The sequence below is a fragment of the Streptomyces niphimycinicus genome, from assembly GCF_018883605.1.
In the GTDB taxonomy this organism is placed as follows: Bacteria; Actinomycetota; Actinomycetes; order Streptomycetales; family Streptomycetaceae; genus Streptomyces; species Streptomyces niphimycinicus.
This window is the reverse complement of sequence record NZ_JAHLEM010000662.1, coordinates 1-6,442: the sequence shown is the minus strand read 5'-3', so window position 1 is coordinate 6,442 and position 6,442 is coordinate 1. Positions and strand designations below refer to the sequence as shown.

The following is a 6,442-nucleotide window of genomic DNA, read 5'->3' as shown; positions in this document are numbered from 1 at the left end:
GAGGCCCGCGCCGCCCGCGCGATGCTGAACTAGCGTCTGCCGCTGCCTGGTGGGTCTCCGCACCCGTGCCCTCGGCGGCGGCCCAGGCCGGGGCTCCGCCCTCTGGGCCCGGAGCGGCTGGTGTGCGTGTGTGTGGGGGGGGATGTCCCGGTGGCGGCCGGGGGCACAGTGGCGGGGCTGGGGACGCCGTGGCGGACGTCATAGGCCCGGGGCGCCCGGAGGCAGGGGGCACCTCCCGGTGATGGCCAGGGGCACCTCCCGGTGATGGCCAGGGGCACAGCGGCGGGGGCTGGGGCACGCCGTGGCGGACGTCGTGAGCCCGGGGCCGTCCGGTGCAGGGAACACCCCCGGTGCCGGCCAGGAGCACAGTGGCGGGGCTGGGGACGCCGTGGCGGACGTCATAGGCCCGGGGCGCCCGGAGGCAGGGGGCACCTCCCGGTGATGGCCAGGGGCACCTCCCGGTGATGGCCAGGGGCACAGCGGCGGGGGCTGGGGCACGCCGTGGCGGACGTCGTGAGCCCGGGGCCGTCCGGTGCAGGGAACACCCCCGGTGCCGGCCAGGAGCACAGTGGCGGGGCTGGGGACGCCGTGGCGGACGTCATAGGCCCGGGGCGCCCGGAGGCAGGGGACACCCCCCGGTGGCGGCCAGGAGCACAGCGGCAGGCACTGGGCACGCCGCACCGGACTTCGTGGGCTCCCCCGGTGCAGGGGACACCCCCCGGTGGTGGCCGGGGGGCCGTGCGGGTGCCGGGGGCACGGGGACATCCCGCCGGGCTGGGTCTGGCGGGTGCGGTGGGCCGACCGTCGGGGGGCGGCGGTCCGGCCTTCCAGCCCCTCCGGCGTTTGAGGAGCGGGGCCCAGGGGCGGAGCCCCGGCGGGGGCCGGGGGCCGGGCCCCGGTTGAGGGAAGGGGCGGGGAGGGGAAAGCCCCCGCCGCTACAACCACCCCTTCTCGCGGGCGATACGGACGGCCTCGGCCCGGTTGCGTGCGGCGGTCTTCTGGATCGCCGTGGAGAGGTAGTTGCGGACCGTGCCCGGCGACAAGTGCAGGGCGCGCGCCAGCTCGGCATTGGTCGAGCCGTCCGCCGAGGCGTGCAGCACCTCGCGCTCGCGCGCGGTCAGCGGGCTGGCCCCGTCCACGAGCGCGGCGGCGGCCAGCGTGGGGTCGATGACCCGCTCCCCGCGCAGCACCCGCCGTATGGCGTCGGCGAGCTGGGCCGCCGGGGCGTCCTTGACCAGGAAGGCGTCGGCGCCGGACTCCATGGCGCGGCGCAGATAGCCGGGGCGGCCGAAGGTGGTCAGGATCACGATCCGGATCCCGGGCGCGGCCCGGTGCAGTGCGGCGGCGGCCTCGATCCCGCTCATGCCGGGCATCTCGATGTCCAGCAACGCCACATCGGGGCGATGGGCCCGGGCGGCGTCCACGACCTCGTCGCCGCGGGCCACCTGCGCGACGACCTCGATCTCGTCCTCGAGCCCGAGGAGCGCGGCCAGCGCCTCCCGCACCATGGACTGGTCCTCGGCCAGCAGTACCCGGATCACGCCCCGCAGCGTATCCGCTCTCCGTATCCGCTCTTCCGCACGCTCCCTGCACGCGCTCCCTGCACGCGTTCCCTCCGCGCGGTCCTTACGGCGCGGACCCCGGCCGACGCGGACCCCCGCCAAATGGCCCCACCCGGCGCGGACCCCCGCCAAGTGGCCCCACCCGGCGCGGACCCCCGCCAAGTGATCCCGCCGACGCGGACCCCCGCCAAAAGGCCCCACCGGTGCGGACCCCGGCGCTCGGCCCGCCGCCTACGGCGCGGCCTGTGAGGGCAACTCCACGGGGGCGCCGCGGGAGAGCGGGACCTGGGCGCGGAGGGTGAAGCCGCCGCGTTCGCCGGGGCCGGTCTCCAGGCGGCCGTCGGCCAACTGGAGCCGCTCGGCCAGCCCGGTGAGCCCGTTGCCGTGCGGGCCGGTCGCGCCGCGGCCGTCGTCGGTGACGGTCAGGCACAGCTCGTCGTCCGTCTCGTCGAGCGTGACCGCGCAGCGGCGCGCCCCGCTGTGCCGCACCACATTGGTGACCGCCTCGCGCAGCGCCCAGGCCAGCGCCCCCTCCTGGTCGGGCGGCAGGTCGGGGTGGTGGGTGGCGGCCCGGCTGAGGTCGGCGGCGATGCCCGCGGCGGCGAGGGCGGTACGGGCCCCGGCGACCTCGGCCTCCAGGGTGGGGCGGCGGAAGCCGCTGACCGCCTCCCGGACGTCCACCAGCGCCTGCCTGCTGACCCGTTCGATATCGGCGACCTGCCGCGCCGCCTGCTCGGGCTTGTCGGGCAGCATCCGGCCCGCCAGCTCGCTCTTGAGCGTGATCAGGGAGAGCGAGTGGCCCAGCAGATCGTGGAGATCGCGGGCGAGCCGCAGCCGCTCCTCGTTGGCGGCGAGCTGGGCCACGGTGGCGCGGGCGGCGCGCAGCGCCCGGGTGGTACGGACCATCTGCCGCACCCCGCTCATCGCGAACCCGCCGAGCAGCGAGGGGATGACCAGGGCGGACAGCAGCCCGTGCGAACCGCGCACCAGCAACCCGACGGCCACCATGAACGCGGTGTTCAGCGGAATCGCCCACCGCGAGAGCCGCAGCGGCAGCACCGCCCCGTAGGCGACGGACACATAGACGCACAGCACCAGCCAGGCGTCGCCCATGGTGAGCGTGAGAACGGCGGCGAGCACGCAGATCGTGCCCAGCGCCCCGAAGACGGCGGCCCGGCTCAGCGCCCGCCCGGTATGCCGGAAGACCAGCATCAGATAGATGGCGGCGAAGGCCAGCAGACCGAGCGCACCGCACATGGTGGCGGGAACGGAATGGTGGCCATCGGTGAGATCGCTCACCGGGGCGCCCAGATAGGCCATCCAGATCCCGATCCACATCAGCTTGATCAGGACCTGTCGGCGGTTCTCGGGGCTCTGGCCGATGGTGGCCAGCCGGTCGTGCTCGTCGTCGTACGCCATCGCGTCGGCCCACCAGGTCAGCCGTTGGCGCACGCCGGTGCGGCGCTCCGGATCGCCGTCGGTCCACTCGGCCCGGTCAGCCATGGTTCTTCTCTCCTCCGATCACGCCTCGGGTCACGCCTCGGGTCACACCTCGGATCACGCCCTCGGTCATGCCTTACGGCTGTCCCGCACGCCTTACGAGTGTCCTGCACGCCTTACGGACGTCCCTCACGCCTTACGGGTGTCCTTGCGGTACAGCCACGCCGCGCCGCCCGCGAAGAGCGCGAGATAGCCGATGAGCAGCGCGATGTCCTTGGCGTGCGGGGCGCCGCCCAGCTCGATCGCCTGGCCGAGGGCGGTGTAGGCGTGGGTGGGCAGATAGTCGCCGATGTTCCGCAGCCACTGCGGATACGACGTGGTCGGCATCCACAGCCCGCCGAGGATCGACAGACCGAAGTAGATGATCATGGTCAGCGGGCGGACCGCGTCCCCGGTCGCCAGATAGCCGATGGCCACCCCCAGCGCGGCGAAGACCAGGGAGCCCGCCCAGATGGCGCCGGTCAGCGCCGCCCACTCCCAGGCGGCGTCCAGCCGTACGCCCTTGACGGCGGCGGCCACCACGAAGACGATCACGATCGACGGCAGGGTGGCCACCGCACCCACCGCGATCTTGGCCGCCACATAGCCGCGCCCGGGCAGTGGGGTGAGCCGCAGTTGCCGGGTCCAGCCGCCCTCGCGCTCCTTGGCGATCCGCTCGCCGTTGCCCATCAGCCCGGCGGTCAGCGCCCCGAAGGAGGCCATCGCGACCATGTAGTAGAGCGGCATCGACAGCCCGGTGCCGGGCACCCGCTCGTCGGCGTCGGTGCTGCCCGCGATCAGCAGGAAGAGCACGGACGGATAGACGACCGTGAAGAACATGAACTTGCGATTGCGCAGGGTCCGCGCGATCTCCAGCTTGACCAGCGCCTTCATCGTGCGGACTCCTCAACTGTGGGCGCGGTGTCACCGGCCATATCGGTGGCGGGGCCGGTGGACACATCGGTGGCGGCGTCGGTGATGGCCAGGAACGCCTGCTCCAGGCCGAGGCCGGTGACCTCCAGGCCGCGCGGATACAGCCCGAGGCGGTAGACCGCGTGTACGGTCGCGTCCGCGTCGGTGGACCGGATGCGTACGGTACGCCCCGAGATCTCGATTCCGGTCAGCGCGGGCAGGGCACGCAGCGCCGTCCCGTCGATCGGCCCGTCCAGCTCGAAGTTGATCCGCCGGGCCCCGGCCATCGCCTTGATCGCGGCGGACGAACCGTCCGCCAGCACCCGGCCGCCGTGCAGCACGATCACCCGGTCGGCGATGGCGTCGGCCTCTTCGAGGTAGTGGGTGGCGAACAGAATGGTGCGGCCCTGCTTCGTCTGCTCCCGCATCGCGCCCCAGAAGGTCTGCCGGGACGATACGTCCATACCGGTCGTGGGCTCGTCCAGCACGATCAGATCGGAGGCACCGGCGGTGGCGAACGCGAAGCGCACCCGCTGCTCCTGACCGCCGGAGAGCTTGTTCACCTTGCGGGAGGCGATCTCGGCGATCCCGGCCCGCTCCAGCACCTCGTCCACCGGATGGCCCTTGGGGTGCAGCTCGCAGGCCAGCCCCACCAGTTCGCGGACCGTCACGTCCTCCATCAGAGCGCCGCTCTGGAGCATCGCGCCGACCCGGCCGCGGACGATCGCCTGGCGCGGGGTGGTGCCGAAGACCTCCACCCGGCCGGAGTCGGGGTGGCGCAGGCCGAGCAGCAGATCGAGGCTGGAGGACTTGCCGGCGCCGTTGGGGCCCAGCAGGGCGACGGTCTCCCCCGGGTACAGCGTGAGATCGAGATCGGCCACGGCGCGCACATTGCCGTAGCTCTTGTTCACCTTCTCGAAGCGGACCACGGGCGGGGCGCCCGTGGTGGCGGCCCCGGTGCCGGGGGCGGAAACAGCGGTCGTTGCGGTCATGGCCATAAGCCTGGCCGAGGGCGGGCGGCGCCCGGCAGTGTCAGCGGTCGTGACCTGGGGATGACAGATGTCATGGGTCGGGGCATGACGCGCCGGGGAGACGTGCCGCGGGCCGGGAGACACGACGGGGCCCGGGGGGACATGACGCGGCCCGGGAGACACGGCGCGGCCCCCGCCCGGTGCCGGGCGGGGGCCGCGTGGTGAACGAGCGGGGCTCGCTCAGTTGTCCTTGCCGATGACGCCGATGCGGTCGCTGGGCGTCTTGCCGAGCAGCGCCTGCCGCAGCGCGGACTCCACGTCCTCCGGGGTGACGGGCTTCTTGCTGCCGTCGCCCCGTTCGAGCAGAACGCCGTCGAAGGTGCCGCCGTACAACTGCTTGAGGACGGGCAGGTCGTAGTGCTCCACCAGCTTGCCGCCGATCACCTTCATGGAAAGGATCTTCGGCAGCGACTTGTCCGGGCCGAACTGAATCGAGTGCTGGGCGTCCGTCCGCACCGTGGCCAGCCCCGACATCGCGGGCTTGGCGAAGCTCTTCATCTTCCGGTCGACCTCGGCGTTGCTGACCGTGGGGCGCCGCACGGCGACCGGCAGGGTGATGGCCTTGTTCCGGCCGGTCTCGGCGCGCAGGCGGAACCCTTCCGATACGGCCTTGACCGCCGTGTCCACGTCCAGCCCCTTGCCCTCCTTGCCGTACACCGCGACGGGCTTGCCGGAGGTGAAGTCGATGCCGCCCTCGCGGGCCGTGCCGGAGTCGCCCGCGAGCCGCTCCAGGGCGTCCCGCAGCTTCTCCTCGTCGACCGTGACCGCGGGGTCGGCCTCATGGGTGCCGCCGAAGAGCGAGCCGATCACGGTGACCGGGTTGTAGTCCCGGCCCGCGACGTCCCGGACCGTGGCGTCGGTGTCGAGCGCCAGGCCCGCGACGGAGGGCTTGATCTCCTTCCGCTGGCCGTCGACCGACACCGTCAGCGGGGCGGTGGTGCGCTTGCCCAGCGCGGCGTCCAGCTTGTCGACGGCGACCTCCTTGGAGCTGCCGCCGATGTCGACGCCGAGGACGGTGGTGCCGTTGGGCACATCGGCGTGGTTCATCACCAGACCGGCGGCGTAGGCCCCGCCCGCGATCACGAACAGCAGGCCCGCGACCATGACGACCTTGGAACGGCCCTTCTTCTTGGGCTTACCGGCCTTCGGGGCGGACGGCGCCGGGGCGCTGTTACCGCCGGGCGCGGGGGCCCCGAGGCCGCCCGGGGCGGGTGGCGCGGGCGGCCTGGACCGGCCCTCGCCCGACGGCACCACGGGCACCCCGCTGACCAGCGTGTCGCTGGAGATCTGGTCCGACGGCACCCCGCCGCCCGGCGTGGGCTCGGGGTCGCGGAACAGCGAGGGGGACGGATCGCTCCCGAGGCCGTCCCGGAACCCCTCCCCGGGGCCGGTCAGCGGGCCCGCGCCGGTGGTGGCGCCGAGGCTGCCGGACATCGGCGAGCCGCCCGGCGGGGTCGG

Annotated in this window: 5 protein-coding genes; all 5 read right to left on the bottom strand. The window is 73.8% G+C overall.

Annotated features, from left to right (window positions below; genetic code table 11):
• Window positions 1-935 precede the first annotated feature (935 nt).
• The gene (locus tag KN815_RS39565; protein WP_372458597.1) at window positions 936-1,541 is read right to left on the bottom strand and encodes a response regulator transcription factor; all 606 of its coding nucleotides are present in this window, start codon (window positions 1,539-1,541) and stop codon (window positions 936-938) included.
• A 252-nt stretch (window positions 1,542-1,793) separates the two neighbouring features.
• The gene (locus KN815_RS39560) at window positions 1,794-3,065 is read right to left on the bottom strand and encodes a sensor histidine kinase (protein ID WP_216346635.1); all 1,272 of its coding nucleotides are present in this window, start codon (window positions 3,063-3,065) and stop codon (window positions 1,794-1,796) included.
• A 126-nt stretch (window positions 3,066-3,191) separates the two neighbouring features.
• A complete protein-coding gene (locus KN815_RS39555; protein ID WP_216346634.1) occupies window positions 3,192-3,935 on the bottom strand; it encodes an ABC transporter permease in 744 nt (247 codons plus the stop codon).
• Complete coding sequence (locus KN815_RS39550) at window positions 3,932-4,945, bottom strand: ABC transporter ATP-binding protein (RefSeq protein WP_216346633.1); 1,014 nt, start codon at window positions 4,943-4,945, stop codon at window positions 3,932-3,934. The genes KN815_RS39555 and KN815_RS39550 overlap by 4 nt, the downstream gene beginning before the upstream one ends.
• 219 nt (window positions 4,946-5,164) lie before the next feature.
• On the bottom strand, window positions 5,165-6,442 hold a 1,278-nt coding region (locus tag KN815_RS39545; protein WP_507229923.1), incomplete at its 5' end, for a peptidoglycan binding domain-containing protein.

Bases quoted from the DNA above. Each gene is read 5' to 3' on its own strand.
- KN815_RS39560 (WP_216346635.1), bottom strand. From the start codon at position 3,065: ATGGCTGACCGGGCCGAGTGGACCGACGGCGATCCGGAGCGCCGCACC.
- KN815_RS39555 (WP_216346634.1), bottom strand. From the start codon at position 3,935: ATGAAGGCGCTGGTCAAGCTGGAGATCGCGCGGACCCTGCGCAATCGC.
- KN815_RS39550 (WP_216346633.1), bottom strand. From the start codon at position 4,945: ATGACCGCAACGACCGCTGTTTCCGCCCCCGGCACCGGGGCCGCCACC.